This window comes from Pseudomonas sp. fls2-241-TYG-175 (assembly GCF_030209155.1).
Classification (GTDB): domain Bacteria; phylum Pseudomonadota; class Gammaproteobacteria; order Pseudomonadales; family Pseudomonadaceae; genus Aquipseudomonas; species Aquipseudomonas viridiflava.
Genome location: NZ_JARVSO010000016.1, coordinates 245,023 through 259,653, shown reverse-complemented (window position 1 = coordinate 259,653; position 14,631 = coordinate 245,023). Strand labels below are relative to the sequence as shown.

General features: G+C 59.4%; 18 protein-coding genes and 1 pseudogene. 12 read left to right on the top strand and 7 right to left on the bottom strand.

All coding sequences use genetic code 11. From position 1 onward, the window contains the following. Positions 1-214: pseudogene (locus QRN20_RS14020) on the top strand (hypothetical protein); the annotation flags it as partial. Between the two features lie 12 nt (positions 215-226). On the opposite strand, the gene QRN20_RS14015 reads toward QRN20_RS14020, so the two are convergent. From QRN20_RS14015 to QRN20_RS14005, 3 genes are all read right to left on the bottom strand, one after another. Next, complete coding sequence (locus QRN20_RS14015) at positions 227-784, bottom strand: Smr/MutS family protein (RefSeq protein WP_025995260.1); 558 nt, start codon at positions 782-784, stop codon at positions 227-229. 45 nt (positions 785-829) lie between these two features. Beyond that, complete coding sequence (locus QRN20_RS14010; protein ID WP_004880906.1) at positions 830-1,150, bottom strand: hypothetical protein; 321 nt, start codon at positions 1,148-1,150, stop codon at positions 830-832. A gap of 138 nt (positions 1,151-1,288) precedes the next feature. After that, on the bottom strand, positions 1,289-1,879 hold the full coding sequence (locus tag QRN20_RS14005; protein ID WP_029242943.1) for a cysteine hydrolase family protein: 591 nt from the start codon (positions 1,877-1,879) through the stop codon (positions 1,289-1,291). Positions 1,880-2,138: 259 nt separating this feature from the next. Here QRN20_RS14005 and prmB point away from each other — a divergent pair, with 259 nt between their 5' ends. After that, positions 2,139-3,047, top strand: coding sequence for a 50S ribosomal protein L3 N(5)-glutamine methyltransferase (gene prmB / locus QRN20_RS14000; protein ID WP_004880909.1), 909 nt, complete (start codon positions 2,139-2,141; stop codon positions 3,045-3,047). 33 nt (positions 3,048-3,080) lie between these two features. On the opposite strand, the gene QRN20_RS13995 is transcribed toward prmB, so the two are convergent. Both QRN20_RS13995 and QRN20_RS13990 read right to left on the bottom strand, forming a co-directional pair. Continuing rightward, complete coding sequence (locus tag QRN20_RS13995) at positions 3,081-3,881, bottom strand: hypothetical protein (protein ID WP_080665243.1); 801 nt, start codon at positions 3,879-3,881, stop codon at positions 3,081-3,083. Between the two features lie 123 nt (positions 3,882-4,004). Next, positions 4,005-5,012, bottom strand: coding sequence for an alpha/beta hydrolase (locus QRN20_RS13990; RefSeq protein WP_122417582.1), 1,008 nt, complete (start codon positions 5,010-5,012; stop codon positions 4,005-4,007). 142 nt (positions 5,013-5,154) lie between these two features. Here QRN20_RS13990 and aroC point away from each other — a divergent pair, with 142 nt between their 5' ends. The 6 genes from aroC to QRN20_RS13960 all read left to right on the top strand — a co-directional run bounded on the left by aroC (position 5,155) and on the right by QRN20_RS13960 (position 10,346). Beyond that, positions 5,155-6,246, top strand: coding sequence for a chorismate synthase (gene aroC, locus QRN20_RS13985; protein ID WP_122414847.1), 1,092 nt, complete (start codon positions 5,155-5,157; stop codon positions 6,244-6,246). A gap of 30 nt (positions 6,247-6,276) precedes the next feature. Beyond that, positions 6,277-7,440, top strand: a complete 1,164-nt coding sequence (locus tag QRN20_RS13980) for an MFS transporter (protein WP_122414848.1) — start codon at positions 6,277-6,279, stop codon at positions 7,438-7,440. Continuing rightward, entirely contained in the window at positions 7,437-8,051 is a 615-nt protein-coding gene (locus QRN20_RS13975; RefSeq protein ID WP_088234901.1) for a methylthioribulose 1-phosphate dehydratase, read from the top strand. Before QRN20_RS13980 ends, QRN20_RS13975 begins: the two co-directional genes overlap by 4 nt. Before the next feature lie 86 nt (positions 8,052-8,137). Beyond that, a complete protein-coding gene (locus QRN20_RS13970; RefSeq protein ID WP_004880921.1) occupies positions 8,138-8,683 on the top strand; it encodes a 1,2-dihydroxy-3-keto-5-methylthiopentene dioxygenase in 546 nt (181 codons plus the stop codon). Between the two features lie 47 nt (positions 8,684-8,730). Then, positions 8,731-9,414 carry an acireductone synthase gene (gene mtnC / locus QRN20_RS13965; RefSeq protein ID WP_029242950.1) on the top strand — a complete coding sequence of 228 codons (684 nt, stop codon included), beginning with the start codon at positions 8,731-8,733 and terminating at the stop codon, positions 9,412-9,414. Positions 9,415-9,623: 209 nt separating this feature from the next. Then, the gene (locus tag QRN20_RS13960; RefSeq protein ID WP_058431229.1) at positions 9,624-10,346 is read left to right on the top strand and encodes a helix-turn-helix transcriptional regulator; all 723 of its coding nucleotides are present in this window, start codon (positions 9,624-9,626) and stop codon (positions 10,344-10,346) included. Positions 10,347-10,457: 111 nt separating this feature from the next. Here the strand turns inward: QRN20_RS13960 and QRN20_RS13955 are convergent, their stop codons facing one another. Beyond that, positions 10,458-10,736, bottom strand: a complete 279-nt coding sequence (locus tag QRN20_RS13955) for a DUF3509 domain-containing protein (protein ID WP_004880927.1) — start codon at positions 10,734-10,736, stop codon at positions 10,458-10,460. Positions 10,737-11,069: 333 nt separating this feature from the next. Here QRN20_RS13955 and QRN20_RS13950 point away from each other — a divergent pair, with 333 nt between their 5' ends. Together QRN20_RS13950 and QRN20_RS13945 are read left to right on the top strand one after the other, a co-directional pair. Further along, positions 11,070-11,609, top strand: a complete 540-nt coding sequence (locus QRN20_RS13950) for an ankyrin repeat domain-containing protein (RefSeq protein ID WP_043306645.1) — start codon at positions 11,070-11,072, stop codon at positions 11,607-11,609. A 100-nt stretch (positions 11,610-11,709) separates the two neighbouring features. Next, positions 11,710-12,228, top strand: coding sequence for a hypothetical protein (locus tag QRN20_RS13945; protein ID WP_122417583.1), 519 nt, complete (start codon positions 11,710-11,712; stop codon positions 12,226-12,228). On the opposite strand, the gene QRN20_RS13940 is transcribed toward QRN20_RS13945, so the two are convergent. Continuing rightward, complete coding sequence (locus tag QRN20_RS13940) at positions 12,229-13,155, bottom strand: ZIP family metal transporter (RefSeq protein ID WP_058431231.1); 927 nt, start codon at positions 13,153-13,155, stop codon at positions 12,229-12,231. 163 nt (positions 13,156-13,318) lie between these two features. Here QRN20_RS13940 and QRN20_RS13935 point away from each other — a divergent pair, with 163 nt between their 5' ends. Continuing rightward, the gene (locus QRN20_RS13935; RefSeq protein ID WP_004880934.1) at positions 13,319-13,510 is read left to right on the top strand and encodes a PLDc N-terminal domain-containing protein; all 192 of its coding nucleotides are present in this window, start codon (positions 13,319-13,321) and stop codon (positions 13,508-13,510) included. A gap of 198 nt (positions 13,511-13,708) precedes the next feature. Then, entirely contained in the window at positions 13,709-14,569 is an 861-nt protein-coding gene (gene speE, locus QRN20_RS13930; RefSeq protein WP_004880936.1) for a polyamine aminopropyltransferase, read from the top strand. The last annotated feature ends 62 nt before the right edge of the window (positions 14,570-14,631 follow it).

Genomic DNA, 14,631 nt, shown 5'->3' with positions numbered 1-14,631 from the left:
CGAAAAAGTGGGCCGCAGGACGTTGCCGGAGGCCATGCGGTCCTGGTCTGAACCATTGCCGCAAGCTCAATGGGCCAAACCCAGCGAAGAACTCATGCGCCTGAGCAAGCAGGTGAAAGTCTTGAAAGCGCGCACGCCATTGCGATCAATTACGGATATCTTCGCCGAGGTTTGTCAGAGCGGGAAGGCGACAGAGAACAGTCGTTCTCGCTAGAGGGGCGTCCGGCTATTCGTCGCGCCCCTCCATCATCGTACGCTTGAGCATCACATACACCGCACCCGCGCCGCCATGCTTGGCCAGGCATGAGCAGAAGCCCAGTACCTGCGAATGCTGACGCAGCCAGGTGTTGACGTGGCTTTTGATCATCGGGCGTTTGCCGTCCAGTCGCACGGCCTTGCCGTGGGTGACGCGAACGCAGCGGATTTCGAGTTTTGTGGCTTCGGCGAGAAACTCCCACAAGGTTTCCCGGGCCAGCTCGACGTTCATGCCGTGCAGGTCCAGCGTGCCTTCGAAGCTGATCTGTCCCAGCTTGAGCTTGCGCATCTGGCCTTCCTGAACCCCGTCGCGCGACCAGCTCAGCACGTCTTCGGGGCCGACATCAATCACGAACTGGTCGGACAGACCATCAATCGTCACCGCATCGGTGCGCACCGTCGCCGACTGACGCAGGCGCGCCAGTAATTTGCGGTCAGTCTTGGGTTTGCCGACATCGGCATGTTCGTGCTTGATGGGCTTGACGCCACGCGTCTCGCTTCTGAACAGGGAAAAATCGTCGTCTTGCATGGGGCCTCCGCGAAGGGGGCTAGTTTAACCGGGAAGACGAAGCGCTCAGTCGTGTTTTTTCATCAGATGGGCTGACATGCTCAATCCGCCGGAACTGCGCGGCCCACGACCGCTTCTGCGCCACAGCCACATACCCAGCAAAAGCACCAGCAAACCGGCCACGGCAACCACTGCGGCACCTGCGGGATTGGCGTTCAGATCGCCCAGTGCCTGGGGATGCACGATCAGGCTGGAGCCTCCGGTCAGGGCCAGCGCCACACCGGAGACCAGAAACACGAAGGCAATCGTCTTGCCGATTCGCGTCCGCCAGTTACTTCGCCCTTTGGGACGCAGCCTGCGGGCGTCGAAACCATCGGATATCTTCATTCCGGTTTCCTCAGTGTTTATCGGCGCTCTGACCAGAACAGGCGGACCTGGGTTCCCGTTCCGGACGCAAAGGAGGGCAATAAGGGATGGGCGGTTAGGTGAATAGGCTCATACAGCCTGTGCACAGAGGCAAGGGGCTCAAATCAGGTCTTTGGTCAGTGCCAGCGTGGCAAAGTTGTCGGCCATGATCGCCATCTCGGTGCGGTGCACGACCTGAGCGCTGACCACACCGTGTGGGCTCGGCAGGTCGCGGGTCGCGCAGGCATCATCGACCAGCGTGCAGCGATAGCCGTAATCCTTGGTGGCGCGAACGGTGGTGCTGATGCTCGAGTGGCTCATGAAGCCGCAGACTACCAGATCCAGGTGACCCAGGCTCTGCAGCAATTCGTGCAGTCCGGTGCCGTTGAAGGCGTTGGGCAGGCGCTTTTCAACCAGATGCTCGTCGGCCTGAGGCAGCAGTTCCGGGACCAGTTGGCCGCGCTCGCCCTGTGGGTCGAACAGGCCGCCTACGGTTCCGAGGTGGCGGACATGCACGATCGGGCACTTGACGGCGCGGGCCTTGGCAACCAACTGACCGATATTGGCCAGGGCTTCGTCGACCCCGGTAAGCGCCAACGGACCGCTGAGGTATTCTTTCTGCGCGTCGATGATAATCAACGTGGCATTGCTCAGGCTGGCCGGCGCATGAACACGGCCGCTGAGTTGAAACATGGTCTTGATGGAAGGCATTCGAGGGCTCCTTTTGAATGGGGCTTTTGCGACATTGTCCTCTGGCTGAAGGGTTATGGGAATGGTCACTGTTGAAAGTCACGGTTTTTATGGCCTGCAGGGCATTTGGATGGCTGCGTAGCTGGCGGTTTGCCTTGATGGCGGGTCGCGAATGGGCGAAACTTCCAGGCCTGCCCGCGCCGCTCAGAGATCAGGCGCATTGCCTCGTCCTGCCCCCGGCCTTTTCAAGTGGCCTGTCGTTTTCTCAAGGAGTCTGTCCATGATCACTTCCCGCCTGCGTACCGTGCGCGACCACATCCGTTGGGCCGTCAGCCGGTTTCATGAGGAAGATGTGTTTTTCGGTCATGGCACCGACAACGCCTGGGACGAAGCGCGGCAACTGGTGCTGGGCGCGCTGCACCTGCCCTGGGAAATTGCCGACAGCTACCTGGATTGCCGCCTGGAGGTCGATGAGATCTCCGAACTGCAGGGCCTGATCAAGCGCCGCATCAACGAACGTATCCCGACGCCTTATCTGCTGGGCGAGGCCTGGTTCTGTGGCATGTCGTTCATCGTCGATGACCGCGTGCTGATTCCACGTTCGCCGATTGCCGAACTGATCGAAGACCGTTTTGCGCCTTGGCTGGCGAGCGAGCCGACCCGCATTCTTGACTTGTGTACCGGATCGGGCTGTATCGGTATCGCATGTGCCGACGAGTTCAAGGACGCCGAAGTCGCCTTGGCCGATCTGTCATACGACGCGCTTGAAGTGGCCAACCAGAACATCGAGCGTCACGGTATGGAAGACCGCGTCTACACCGTGCAGGGCGATGGCTTCGAAGGTCTGCCCGGGCAGCGCTTCGACCTGATCGTTTCCAACCCGCCGTATGTCGATGCCGAGGATTTTGCCGACATGCCGGACGAATACCAGCACGAGCCGGAACTGGCGCTGGCCTGTGGCAGTGATGGACTGAATCTGGTGCGTCGCATGCTCGCCGAGGCGGCCGATCACCTGACCGAGAAAGGTCTGCTGATCGTTGAGGTGGGCAACAGCCAGGTGCATGTCGAGGCGCTTTACCCGGAAGTCGATTTCGCCTGGCTGGACTTCCAGCGCGGCGGGCACGGTGTGTTCATGCTGACCGCCGAGCAGTGCGTCGCGCATCAGGCGCTGTTCCAGTCGAGGGTGTAAATCCCGAATGGCGGCACTGTGTGTGCCGCCAGATCAACGGTGGGTCGCGATCCAGATAAGCAGGCCGGCCTGGAATACTGCGAATGTCACCAGACAGGCAATCGTGAAGCGCAGGCTGCTGTCTTCGCGCTTGTACTTGCTGACCCGGTCTTCGTGCTGACGGATAGTGACTTCCTGCTCCAGCAGGTTTTTCTCGGCCTTCTCCAGCATGTGCGAGGCTTCAAGAATCTCGATGATCTGCACCTTGTCGTTGTTCCAGGTGCTGTGCAGATTGCCGACGTGCACGTCCTTGATGCTGCCTTTCATGTGCTGGGCATCGGCGTAAACCACCTCGAAACCCAGCGTGCGCAGAAAGTGGTCGCGACGCAGGCGCGTGTCCTCGTTGAGGCCGTCCTTGCTCGCCAGCGCGACACTCTCGATCTTGTACGAAGACCATTTGCGTTGTGCCCAGTGCACGCCGTGCGCAATCAGGAAGCGCCCGATACCGCGGTTCCACGGTTCGATCTGCAAGCCGGAATCGGGGCCGAAACGCACCAGGCGTTTTTGATGGTCCACCCAGATATCCAGATTGTTCTGTTCCTTGCGCACACGCTGACCTGGCAACTGAATGCTGATGCGCAACAGGCTCAGTTCCTTGCTGTGACGCTCGGCGCGTCCGAACTGAACGAAACGCAGCGGTCGTCCACCCGTGGCGCGGTCGGTCGGCAACGGCGACAGGCGCAGCATCTGAAAATTCTCAGGCACCACGTCTTCCCACGGTTGGGGCGGTGCGGGTGCAGCGGCTTCTGCGCTGTCGGGTGCAGCAACGGTTTCGGTCATGGCGGTATCAGTCATGGAGGCGGTCCTGTCCATGGCTTTGTGCAGCAAACACAAAGCCAGCAATCCGCTATCGGCAGTCTTTGCCCAGACTGAAGGGCAAAACGGCGGGTTTGCAGATGACTGGCGTCAAATCTTCCCTCAGGCCGGCGGCAAGGCCTGGATGAAGCGCAGAATGCGGGCCGTGACCTGCTTGGCCAACGGTTGGGTGGGATTGCGATAGGACAGCAACTGTTGCTCCAGATTGTCAGGAACAATGCGCAAGACGTGATTCATACCATCGATCAGCGCCAGTTCGGCATCCGGTTTGGCTTTCTGAAGCAGCAACGCATCGCCCACGCCCACCTGAATGTCGTTGCGGCCCTGAACGATCAGCGCAGGCATCGTCAGCGAGCTGAACGCGGCAGTAGGGTCTTGCCGAAACAGCGAGATCAGATAAGGCTGTACGCTCGGCCTGAACACCACCTCGAGTTCCTGCGGGACCTTGTCATCGGTCTTGCCTGCTTTCAACTCGTCCAGCAGTTGGTTGCTACGCTGCAGCAACTCCGGAGGCAGGCGCTCCTGAAACTGCTCGCGCAGTACTTGATCCACCGGGCGACCGGTGCCGGCAACCGATATCACTGCGGCAGCGCCAGCTTTGTCGGCGGCAAGGGCCGCCACCAATGCGCCTTCGCTGTGACCCAGCAGAATCAGCTGACCGAGGCGCGGGTTGGCGCGGATCGCTCTGACCCACAATTGCACGTCGGCCACATAGCGCTCGACACTCAGGTCGCGCTCGTCCGGCGTGACGGCCTTGCTGGCCGCCACACCACGTTTGTCATAACGCACGCTGGCGATGCCGTGGGTTGCGAGGAAGACCGCCAGACGCTTCATGCTGTCGTTGCGTCCGCCTTCAGGGTTGTTGCCATCCCGGTCGGTGGGGCCGGAACCCGCAATGATCAGCACCACGGGCACCGGCCTGTCTGCGCGCGGCATCAGCAGCGTGCCGTAAAGCTTGCCGTTTCCGGTGTCCACGTTCATGGGGCGTTGCACGACATTGGGGGTGGCTGCGCTGGCCGTTGCGGCAAACAGGGTGAGCAGCAATGTCATCGGCAGGACCAGCAGGCGCAGCATGTTTGAAGCTTTCATCGAAAAATTACCAGATAACATCGCAAGGCCATCATAGGGCAGGGTCTCGCTTGGACGCACGCCGTAACGGAAGGTTCGAGGATGAACTGTACGGCGAGCCTGCGTATACTGGCGCGCTTGATTCAATGATCTGGTTTTTTGGCTGATTTTTCGGAGCGCCCGCATGTCCGGCAACACTTTCGGCAAGCTGTTCACTGTCACCACCGCCGGCGAAAGCCACGGCCCGGCGCTGGTCGCTATCGTCGACGGCTGCCCGCCCGGTCTGGCGCTGGACCTGCAGGACCTGCAGCGCGACCTGGATCGCCGCAAGCCGGGCACCAGCCGGCACACCACGCAGCGCCAGGAAGCCGACGAGGTCGAGATTCTTTCCGGGGTCTTCGAAGGCAAGACCACCGGCGCGTCCATCGGCCTGCTGATCCGCAACACCGATCAGAAGTCCAAGGATTACTCGAACATCAAGGACCTGTTCCGGCCCGCGCACGCCGACTACACCTATCACCACAAGTATGGCGTGCGCGACTACCGTGGCGGTGGTCGCAGCTCGGCGCGTGAAACGGCCATGCGTGTCGCCGCAGGTGCCATCGCCAAGAAATACCTGGCGACCCAGGGCATTGTCATTCGCGGCTACATGAGCCAGCTGGGTCCGATCCAGATTCCGTTCAAGACCTGGGATTCGGTCGAGCAGAACGCATTTTTCTGTCCCGACCCAGACAAGGTGCCGGAGCTGGAGACCTATATGGACCAGCTGCGTCGCGACCAGGATTCGGTTGGCGCGAAAATCACTGTCGTGGCCGAAGGCGTCATGCCGGGTCTGGGCGAACCGATTTTCGACCGTCTGGACGCCGAACTGGCCCATGCGCTGATGAGCATCAATGCCGTGAAGGGCGTAGAAATCGGCGCAGGCTTCGACTGCGTTGCCCAACGTGGCACCGAGCACCGTGACGAGATGACGCCGGAAGGTTTTCTGTCCAATCAGGCAGGCGGCATTCTGGGCGGGATTTCTTCCGGCCAGCCGATCATCGCGCATCTGGCGCTCAAGCCGACATCGAGCATTACCACGCCGGGCCGCTCCATCGATGTCGATGGCAACGCCGCAGACGTCATCACCAAAGGCCGCCATGACCCTTGTGTGGGCATTCGTGCCACGCCGATTGCCGAAGCCATGATGGCCATCGTGCTGCTGGATCATCTATTGCGCCATCGCGGCCAGAACGCCGACGTCAGTGTCACCACGCCTGTGCTGGCTCAGCTGTAATGAGCGTGGCCACTGTCGCGGACCGCTAACGTGGCGCCACTTCCCCAAGGACAGCTTCCTTACTGGCGGCTATCCGGTTTCTATCTGTGTTACTTCGCCTTGCTCGGCTCGTCCGCGCCGTTCATGTCGCTGTATCTGCATCATCTTGGGTTTTCCAGCGCGCGGATTGGCGAACTGATCGCCATTCCCATGCTGATGCGATGCGTGGCGCCGAACCTCTGGGGCTGGCTCGGCGATTACACCGGGCGGCGGCTGGCCATCGTGCGCTTTGGCGCGGTCTGCACGCTGCTGGCGTTCTCGCTCATCCTGCTGGATCACAGCTATGCCTGGCTGGCGATGGTCATGGCCCTGTACGCGTTCTTCTGGCATGCGATTCTGCCGCAGTTCGAGGTGATTACCCTCGCTCACTTGCAAGGTCAGACTGCCCGGTACAGCCAGATCCGCCTGTGGGGCTCGATCGGCTTCATTCTGGCGGTGGTGGTGCTCGGGCGATTGCTCGAATGGTTCAGCCTGGACCTGTTCCCTCACATGCTTCTGATGGTCATGGCCGGCATCGCGATCAGTAGCTGGTGGGTGCCCAATGCGCAGCCAGCTGTTTCATCGAGGCCGTCGGACGAGGGCGGCTTTCTCCGGCAGGTGTCACGCCCTGGCGTGCTGGCGTTCTACCTCAGTGTCGCGCTGATGCTGCTCAGCCATGGCCCGTATTACACGTTTCTGACCCTGCACCTTGAGGCACTGGGCTACAGTCGCAGCCTGATCGGTGTGCTGTGGTCAGTGGGCGTGGTGGCGGAAGTGTTGATGTTCATGGTGATGAGCCGTGTTCTGCAGCGTCTTTCCGTGCGTCAGGTGTTGCTGGCCAGTTTTCTGCTGGCGGCGGTGCGCTGGCTGCTGCTGGGCGCATTTGCCGAGCATTTGCTGGTCTTGCTGGTTGCTCAGGTGATGCACGCCGCGACGTTCGGCAGCTTTCACGCCGCTGCCATCCATTTCGTGCAACGTAGCTTCGGTCCACGTCAGCAAGGTCAGGGGCAGGCGCTGTATGCCGCACTGTCCGGCGTCGGCGGGGCATTCGGCGCGTTGTACTCAGGTTATAGCTGGACTGCGCTGGGACCATTCTGGACCTTTGCCATCGCCAGCCTTGCGGCACTGGCCGCAGCCATCATGATTGTCACACCCAGGAAAGAGGAAGGTGTATGACCCGCGAACACTTGGCACAGCAGATCATCGAAGCCGGCCGGTTTCTGTATGGCCGTGGCTGGTCGCCTGCCACCAGCAGCAACTACTCGGTCCGGCTGTCGGCCAGCGAGGCACTGCTGACGGTGTCCGGCAAGCACAAGGGCCAGTTGGGTATCGACGATGTGCTGGCCACCGATCTGCACGGCAACAGCCTGGAACCAGGCAAGAAGCCATCGGCTGAAACGCTGCTGCACACCCAGCTGTACAGCTGCAGGCCGCAGGTCGGTGCCGTATTGCACACGCATTCCGTGAACGCGACCGTACTGTCCAGGCTGACCGATGCCGATCATCTGGTGTTCGAGGACTACGAACTGCAGAAAGCCTTTCAGGGCGTGGCCACTCATGAATCGCAAGTGGTGGTGCCGATTTTCGACAATGATCAGGACATTGCCCGGCTGGCCGCGAAGGTGCAGCCCTGGCTCGATGCCCATCCGGACTGCGCCGGTTACCTGATACGCGGCCACGGGCTCTATACCTGGGGCGCGCAGATGAGCGATGCACTGCGTCAGATCGAGGCATTCGAATTTCTGTTTGAATGCGAACTGAAGATGCGCACGGTCTTGAACCGTTGACCGCCACGCGTTAAACACGTGCGTATGCCTGACCGGCCTGTAAAAGCCGGAAGGCCTTGCCAAGCCCAAGCCGAGGATTCAATGCCATGAGCAGCCTGTCCGTTTACCACGTTTCAAGTCCTGAGGTGCCCAATAAGGTACTGACCCACCTGGAAGACATCACCTCGACCCTGGCCGAGCAGGGCGTTTCGTTTGCGCGTTGGGAAGCTGCGACGCCAATCACGCCGGGCGCCTCCCAGGAAGATGTCATCCACGCCTACCGCAGCCAGATCGATGCGCTGATGACCGAGCACGGCTACGTGACCGTTGACGTCATCAGCCTCAATAGCGATCACCCGCAAAAAGCCGAATTGCGTGCGAAGTTTCTTGAAGAGCATCGTCATGGCGAAGATGAAGTGCGCTTCTTCGTAGCCGGGCGAGGCCTGTTCACGCTGCACATCGAAGATTACGTCTACGCCGTGCTGTGCGAGAAGAACGACCTGATTTCCGTACCTGCCGGAACGAAGCACTGGTTCGACATGGGTGAAAATCCGCACTTCGTCGCCATCCGCCTGTTCAATAACCCTGAAGGCTGGGTCGCGAACTTCACCGGTGAAGACATCGCAGGCCGTTTCCCAAGGCTTGAAGACTGACCCGTCCGCCGTTTGCTTATGTATCGCTTCAAAGGAGCCAGACCCTGATGTCCATCAAAGCCATCCTCACGGATATCGAAGGCACCACCAGTGCGGTGAGTTTCGTGTTCGACGTGCTGTTCCCGTTCGCCAGGCAGCACTTGCCGGACTTCGTTCGCCAGAACGCTGACAAGCCTGCGGTCGCAGAGCAATTGCAGGCCGTGCGCGCCGACAGTGGCGAGCCGCAGGCCGATGTCGAGCGGGTCGTCGAGATTCTCTTGCAGTGGATTGCCGAGGATCGCAAGGCCACGCCACTCAAGGCACTGCAAGGCATGGTCTGGGAGCAGGGCTACAACGCCGGTCAGTTGAAAGGGCATGTGTACACGGACGCCGTCGAGGCTCTGAAGCGCTGGCACGCCGAGGGTTACAGGCTGTATGTCTATTCCTCGGGCTCGATTCAGGCTCAGCAATTGATCTTCGGTTGCTCCGAGGCGGGTGATCTTTCCGGTCTGTTCAGTGGTTATTTCGACACCACGTCCGGCCCCAAGCGCGAGGCGCAGTCCTACCGCACCATCACGCAAGCCATCGGCTGCGAGGCGGGCGAGATTCTGTTTCTGTCGGACATCGTCGAAGAGCTGGATGCCGCACGAGATGCCGGCATGGCGACCTGTGGTCTGGTGCGCGCCGAAGGCGTTCTGGCAGGCCATGAAAACGTATCCAGCTTCGCACTGATCGACCCGACTGCCTGGTAAAAACCCTTTCTCGAACGCTGTTATCAGCGATTTCTGTCAGTAGCGTCCTGCTTTTGAGTGGGACGCTGCCTGTCTGTGAGTGCGTTAATCCTGTTTGTTTAAGGCGTTGTTTTCAAGCACGGTCAGTCGTGTAAGTTTCGCGTTTTCGAATTCCTCATCGAGCGAATGCCACTGGTTTACTCGAGCAGGGCAGGGAGGGAGCGGCGGCGATGTGCAGTGCCATGACGGACAACGCAACAATGGGTTTATTGATAGAGCAGATGGTCAGTACGATCACTGAAATCGATGGGCAGACAGCCATCGAGAATGCGCTTCGATGGCTGAGGCAGGAGTGCCGCTGTGAGCGGGCCATGTTCTACCAGTTCAAGGGTGTACAACTGCTGACGTTCGTGACGTCCAACGTCGATGACGTGTGGGGCGAAGCCTATCGTCGTCAGCAGATGATTTCCCATGATCCGGTGGTGCGTCATTACCGCAACAACCTCGGGTTTCTGGAGTGGGACGATGCGATCAGGCATTACCTTCCGCCCGCCTGGTATGAAGAAACACTCAGTGCCTGCGACCTCGCACCGGCGATTTCATATGGCTACACCAGCCACTGCCGGGGCGTTGATGGCGTGACGTCGATCTTCACCTTGGCGGGACTTAAACGTAATACCACCCAAGGTGACAAATACCTGATCACCAGTCTGGTACCTGTGTTGCACAGGGTCGGCCGTGGCATTCAGTTCAGCTCCAGAGGGCTTACCCAAAAAGAGCTGGAGATTCTGCAGTGGGCCAGAGACGGAAAGACTGCATGGGAGATCTCGATGATCAAGGAGATTTCCGAGGCCACCGTGAAATTTCACCTGAAGACCATCTACTCCAAGTTGGGTGTCGCCAATCGTGCTCAGGCGGTGGGGGAGGCGTTGTGTCGCGGGTTCATTACCTGACAATTAAAACCAGACAGGCAAAAAAAAGCCGCGAGAACAAAAATGTAATCGCGGCGAACAAGGGATGAGAGAGCGTACAACGGCGCCACCAGGTTCGGTGACGCGAAAACTTTAGCGCGTGTGATAAGTCGGCAGATCGAAGCGGTGCTGGCTTTGCAGCATCGAGATGGCCGGCAGATCGCTGGCTTGTGCGGCCAGGTCGCGACGGATTGCGCTGATTACCCATTCCAGCTGAACCGGAGTGTGCAGTTGTGCATAAGACACGGAGCGACGGATCTGTTTGCCTTCATCGTTGCGCAGCGACAACAACACGCCGCCGTCAGGACGAGGCTGGGTGGTCACGGTGTAGTCGGAAAATACGGAAGCGAATTTTTCTTGAATAAAAGTCATGTCTAGCGGCTCCATTGCTCATGGGATAACAAGCTTGGAAGTACTAGTGCAGTGTCTGTGCCACATTTGCCATGAATTTTTTCCCTTTAAAATCAACGAGTTAAAATAACGTCATTTTAGAGGGTTCGTGCATTTTGCATGAAAGTCTATCGGGCATCCTGCATTTTGCCGTTTGCGGGGAACCAAATGGCTGGAATGCGGACCAAGTCGGTATTTTTTCAATCGAGGGCATGGCTTGACCCTGATCGAACAGCTGGCAAGACTTGCGGTCAGTGTGTTTACCGCTGCCGGGTACATCGGATTCCCGGATGACCGTGCGCCAAGGAGTTAGTGATGAACGATTCAAATACCAGTCAACCGAAGACTATGACTGACGAAGAGACTGCCGAGTTCGCTGAACAGGTATTCAATGTTGCGCGTCAGGGCGATGCAGTAATGCTGGAGCGCCTGCTGAAAAAAGGCCTTCCTGCAGACCTGCGCAACCACAAGGGCGACACCTTGCTGATGCTGGCCAGCTATCACGGCCACCTTGATGCGGTTCGTGTACTGCTCGAGCACAAGGCCAACCCGGAAATTCGCAACGACAATGGACAGAGCCCGATTGCAGGCGCGGCCTTCAAGGGCGACCTCGCGGTGGTGAAACTGCTGGTGGAAAACGGCGCCGAGGTGGAAGGCGCGTCTGCCGATGGTCGCACTGCGCTGATGATGGCGGCGATGTTCAACCGGATGGAAATCGTCGATTACCTGATCAGCAAGGGCGCCGATCCGCATGTACGCGATGCCAAGGGTGTGAACGCGCTCGCAGCCGCCCAGACAATGGGCGCCACCGGGACCGCAGAGCAACTGATCAATCTGGGGGTTCAGCCGGTCTGATTCGGCCCTGTGGCTGTGATCAGCCTGAAGGCATAGAGGTGCGAAGGATTTCCCGTTATCCTTCGCGCCTCTTTTTTTGCCCGCTATCAGGATGTCCCTCATGAAAGACGCTCTCGCCGAATTAATCAGCAAAATCAGTTCGGGGTGCATGGGCGAAGACGAGATCCTGCGCGTGGCTGACGAAGCCGCCCAGGCCTATGCCGACCCGCAGGCTTTTCTGAGTGCCAATCCTGATATCAATTACGACGACACCTTTCCCATCCCGTTGGGTGAGTGGGTCGTGGTCGGCAGTCTGCCGGAGACTGTCCTGTTTCAGGCCGACACCTATGCGGACCTGTTCGAGCAGATCGTCCAGTCGTTTGGCAAGGATGTGACGTTCAACATCAAGTCGAAACAACTGACCAAGGTCGAGCCGCTGGTGGCGCTCAATCGCATCCAGATCCAGCTGAGCAGCATGAACAAGGAAATGGGCGGCTACACCCTGATGGATTTCAGCCAGCCGCTGGACGACGAGCTGCAGGCGGTGCTGGTCTACGGCAACGATGAAGCACGTGTACTGGAGCTGGCAGCAGCGGCGGGCATTCATGCCGCGCCTTCGTTGCAGGCATTGCGCAGCTGATCAGCCGAGCGCGGTATCCAGAAACATCATCACTGCAAACCCGCCCATCAAGCCCAGCGTCGCCGACGTCTGGTGACCGTTGCGGTGGGTTTCCGGGATCACCTCGTGTGACACCACGAAAATCATCGCACCCGCCGCCAGGCCCATGCTCAGCGGGTAGGCTATGGCGAAGCCGCTGGAAATGCCCAGTCCTATCAATGCGCCCAGGGGCTCCATCAGGCCGGAGCCAATGGCAACCATCATGGCCTTGAGGGATGAAAGCCCCGTCGCTCTCAATGCCAGCGCTATCGCCAGTCCTTCCGGAATGTCCTGAATGGCGATGGCCGTGGTCAGTGGCAGGCCGACATTCATGTTACCGCCTGCGAAGCTCACCCCGATTGCCATGCCTTCCGGCAGGTTATGCAGGGTGATCGCCAGCACGAACAGCCAGACCCGATTGATACGTTCCGAATGCGGTCCCTGACGGCCTACGCTCTCGTGCTCGTGCGGGGTGAATCTGTCCAGGCCGAGCATCAGTAGCACGCCCAGCGCCAGACCTGAGACAACGGTCGCTGCCGCGAATGGGCCGGTGCCGGTGATTTCCCGAGCGGCTTCCAGCCCCGGCAGAATCAGCGAGAAGGAACTGGCCGCCAGCATCATGCCTGCTGCGAAACCCAGCATGATGTCCTGAGTACGCTGCGCCACATTGCGGAACGCAACCGCCATGATCGCGCCGAGGGCCGTCGCGGCGAAACCGGCCGTGCCGCCCAGCAGGGCGTAATTGAAGTTGGTCTGGCTGGTGCCGAAAAAGGCGTTATAGAGGCTTATGGCGCCGAGAATCACGACGATCACAGAAGCGAATATAAAGCCCAGGCTCACCAGTGGGCTGCTTTGAAGCTGGGCGAGCCAGGTCGCCCGCAGGGTTCTTGGGTGCGCGGAAGGTTGCATGCAGAGTGTTACCTTTTGCTGTAGGCCGATCGCCAGAGTCATGAGCTGAACAGGATCAAACAGGTTGCTGACTTCGGAGCCTGAAAATATGCCGTTGGTTCAATGGAACCCCCGAAGGGCACGATCATCCTAGAAGTGTCAGTATTCAATCAGGGGCAACACCATGGGTTCCACATTCAACGGTCTGGTCGGCTTGATCATCCTCGCGCTCGATATCTGGGCCATCATCAACGTGTTGAAGAGCGGCTCGGAAACCGGGGCGAAGATTCTCTGGATCCTGCTGATTGTGCTGCTGCCTGTATTGGGGCTGATCATCTGGGCCATCGCGGGTCCGCGTGGCAACGTGCGTATCTGACGTTACTCAGGTCGGATAAAAGACGCTTGATTACGTGAGTAATCAGGCGCTTTTTGCTTTCAGGGACGGGCAGGGCGGTACGTGTATGGCGGGCTGTGAGCACAGAGGTTCGACCTGTCATGTTCGGCGACGTAGAATGCGCGCCTTTGTTGCGGGCGGTCGGCCGTCCTGTCATCTGTCTTTTTCGGGAGCTTACCCATGAGTGATTATCAGGAAACGTTGTACGAAGGCTACGGCCAGCGCTTTCGTATCGAAAAAATGCTGCACGAAGTGCGCACCGATCACCAGCACCTGGTGATTTTCCAGAACCCGCGCATGGGCCGTGTCATGGCGCTCGACGGCGTGATTCAGACCACCGAGGCCGACGAGTTCATCTACCACGAAATGCTCACCCACGTGCCGATCCTGGCGCATGGTGCAGCCAAGCGTGTGCTGATCATTGGCGGCGGCGACGGCGGCATGCTGCGTGAAGTGGCCAAGCACTCGACGGTCGAGCACATCACCATGGTCGAGATCGACGGCACAGTCGTCGAGATGTGCAAGGAATTCCTGCCGACTCACTCCAACGGCGCTTTCGAGGATTCGCGTCTGAATCTGGTGATCGACGACGGCATGCGTTTCGTGGCGACCACCGAAGAGAAGTTCGATGTGATCATCTCCGACTCCACTGACCCGATCGGTCCGGGAGAGGTGCTGTTTTCGGAAAACTTCTATCAGGCCTGCCATCGCTGCCTGAACGAGGGTGGCATTCTGGTTACTCAGAACGGCACACCTTTCATGCAGCTCAGTGGCGTACAGACCACGGCCGGGCGCATGAACGGCCTGTTCGCCGACTGGCATTTCTATCAGGCCGCCATTCCGACCTACATCGGCGGCGCCATGACCTTTGCCTGGGGCGCGACCGACAAGGCGTACCGCAAGCTGCCGCTGGAAACCCTGCGCCAGCGCTTCGCTGGCAGCGGTATTGTTACGCGTTATTACAACCCTGAAGTGCATATCGGCGCGTTCGCGCTGCCGCAGTACGTGCTCAGCGCCATCAAGAAGCCAAGCAACGACTGAGTCCGGTGTCCGACGTTTCGGGCCTGAACGCCTGAAACGTCCTGCCGTATGGCGGGGCGCGA

Coding starts and splice junctions, on each gene's coding strand:
- QRN20_RS14015 (WP_025995260.1), bottom strand. CDS start 784: ATGCAAGACGACGATTTTTCCCTGTTCAGAAGCGAGACGCGTGGCGTC.
- QRN20_RS14010 (WP_004880906.1), bottom strand. CDS start 1,150: ATGAAGATATCCGATGGTTTCGACGCCCGCAGGCTGCGTCCCAAAGGG.
- QRN20_RS14005 (WP_029242943.1), bottom strand. CDS start 1,879: ATGCCTTCCATCAAGACCATGTTTCAACTCAGCGGCCGTGTTCATGCG.
- prmB (WP_004880909.1), top strand. CDS start 2,139: ATGATCACTTCCCGCCTGCGTACCGTGCGCGACCACATCCGTTGGGCC.
- QRN20_RS13995 (WP_080665243.1), bottom strand. CDS start 3,881: ATGACTGATACCGCCATGACCGAAACCGTTGCTGCACCCGACAGCGCA.
- QRN20_RS13990 (WP_122417582.1), bottom strand. CDS start 5,012: ATGTTATCTGGTAATTTTTCGATGAAAGCTTCAAACATGCTGCGCCTG.
- aroC (WP_122414847.1), top strand. CDS start 5,155: ATGTCCGGCAACACTTTCGGCAAGCTGTTCACTGTCACCACCGCCGGC.
- QRN20_RS13975 (WP_088234901.1), top strand. CDS start 7,437: ATGACCCGCGAACACTTGGCACAGCAGATCATCGAAGCCGGCCGGTTT.
- QRN20_RS13970 (WP_004880921.1), top strand. CDS start 8,138: ATGAGCAGCCTGTCCGTTTACCACGTTTCAAGTCCTGAGGTGCCCAAT.
- mtnC (WP_029242950.1), top strand. CDS start 8,731: ATGTCCATCAAAGCCATCCTCACGGATATCGAAGGCACCACCAGTGCG.
- QRN20_RS13960 (WP_058431229.1), top strand. CDS start 9,624: ATGTGCAGTGCCATGACGGACAACGCAACAATGGGTTTATTGATAGAG.
- QRN20_RS13955 (WP_004880927.1), bottom strand. CDS start 10,736: ATGACTTTTATTCAAGAAAAATTCGCTTCCGTATTTTCCGACTACACC.
- QRN20_RS13950 (WP_043306645.1), top strand. CDS start 11,070: ATGAACGATTCAAATACCAGTCAACCGAAGACTATGACTGACGAAGAG.
- QRN20_RS13945 (WP_122417583.1), top strand. CDS start 11,710: ATGAAAGACGCTCTCGCCGAATTAATCAGCAAAATCAGTTCGGGGTGC.
- QRN20_RS13940 (WP_058431231.1), bottom strand. CDS start 13,155: ATGCAACCTTCCGCGCACCCAAGAACCCTGCGGGCGACCTGGCTCGCC.
- QRN20_RS13935 (WP_004880934.1), top strand. CDS start 13,319: ATGGGTTCCACATTCAACGGTCTGGTCGGCTTGATCATCCTCGCGCTC.
- speE (WP_004880936.1), top strand. CDS start 13,709: ATGAGTGATTATCAGGAAACGTTGTACGAAGGCTACGGCCAGCGCTTT.